Raw genomic sequence first — 1,317 nt, 5'->3', positions numbered from 1 at the left:
GCCGAATAAGAGCGGATCAAAGTTCAGGATGCAGTTGATCGACGGGTTCGGGGCATATTGGTTACTGCCGTTGATGAGCGAGAGCCTGAAACCGTGGATGCTGACCGTCGCCGTGAGCCCGGGCGCCTGCTCGGCAATGGATGTATCGCGGAAAACACCAGTATAGAACTGTGCTGCTTCGTCGGCGGTGCCGTCGCACCAAATAGCGGGAGTGATGACCTGATCCATCCGGTCATCGTAACATGTCTACACCGCGCGGTGGGGTACCGCTAAGAGCGAATTATGCGCGGCAAACGGGCGCTATGGGTGGGAGCGAGAGGGCAAATACGGTAGCATGGAATATCGAACGTGTATTCTAGGCAGCGAGGTAGATCATGAGCGAACCCACCAACTCCGCATCCGGCGTTGATCCTGCCGCAGATACCCTCTTTGCCGATCTCGAAAACACGCAGCCGCCCTACGATCCCGAATATGATGCCCACATTCCGCCGGAAGATAGCTCCGCACCCGAAGAAGACCCCTTCGCCCACGAATCTTTTATGCCCGAGCTCAACCCTGAAGCGGTGACCTCCCAAACCGTCACCGCCCATGAGGATGCGCTCGGCGAGTTCATGCCACCCGCCTACCGAGTGGGCGGGTACGGAAGCGAGTACAACCCCGAAGACCCTTACGGGGAGCGCACCTATTCGCTCAGCACTATCGACCCCGCAACCCTGATCGACGGGCTTAACGACCGGCAGCGCGAAGCTGTTTTACACGCCGGTTCACCCCTGTTGATCGTCGCCGGGGCCGGGTCTGGTAAAACCCGCGTGCTGACGCACCGCATCGCCCATCTGCTCGCAACCGGGCGGGCGACTCCCGGGCAGATTCTCGCCATCACCTTCACGAACAAGGCTGCGGCGGAAATGCGTGAGCGCATCCAAGCGCTGATCGGCCCGCGCGCACAGCACATGTGGATTTCCACCTTCCACAGCTTTTGCGTGCGTGTGCTGCGCCGGGAAGCCAAGGCGCTCGGGCTCAAATCCACCTTCACGATCTATGATTCGGCGGATTCGCAGCGCCTGCTCACGCTCATTATCAAAGAGCTGAACCTGGACACCAAAAAGTTTGCCCCTAAGGCCGTGGGGCACAGGATTTCCGCCCTCAAAAACGAGCTGGTGAGCGCCGAAGAATACAGTGCGGCGGCCGCGAATAACCCGTGGGAAAAGACTATCGCGCAGATTTACACCGTCTATACTCAGCGCCTTCGCGCCGCGAACTCTCTCGACTTTGACGACCTCATTGGCAAAACCGTGTTTTTGCTCAAGAAGTTCCCCG

General features: G+C 59.1%; 1 protein-coding gene and 1 pseudogene. One reads left to right on the top strand and one right to left on the bottom strand.

Features of this window, described 5'->3' with window-relative positions; all coding sequences use genetic code 11:
• Positions 1–228, bottom strand: a pseudogene (locus tag HMPREF2554_RS08110) (VOC family protein); the annotation flags it as partial.
• A gap of 146 nt (positions 229–374) precedes the next feature.
• Between HMPREF2554_RS08110 and HMPREF2554_RS08105 the strand changes: the two are divergent.
• Positions 375–1,317 (top strand): ATP-dependent helicase (locus HMPREF2554_RS08105; protein ID WP_168160878.1); only part of this gene is annotated, 943 nt, incomplete at its 3' end.

This window comes from Rothia sp. HMSC071F11, assembly GCF_001809115.1.
Taxonomy (GTDB): Bacteria; Actinomycetota; Actinomycetes; order Actinomycetales; family Micrococcaceae; genus Rothia; species Rothia dentocariosa.
Note: the sequence above shows the minus strand (reverse complement) of the source record. Positions and strands in the feature narration are given on the sequence as shown.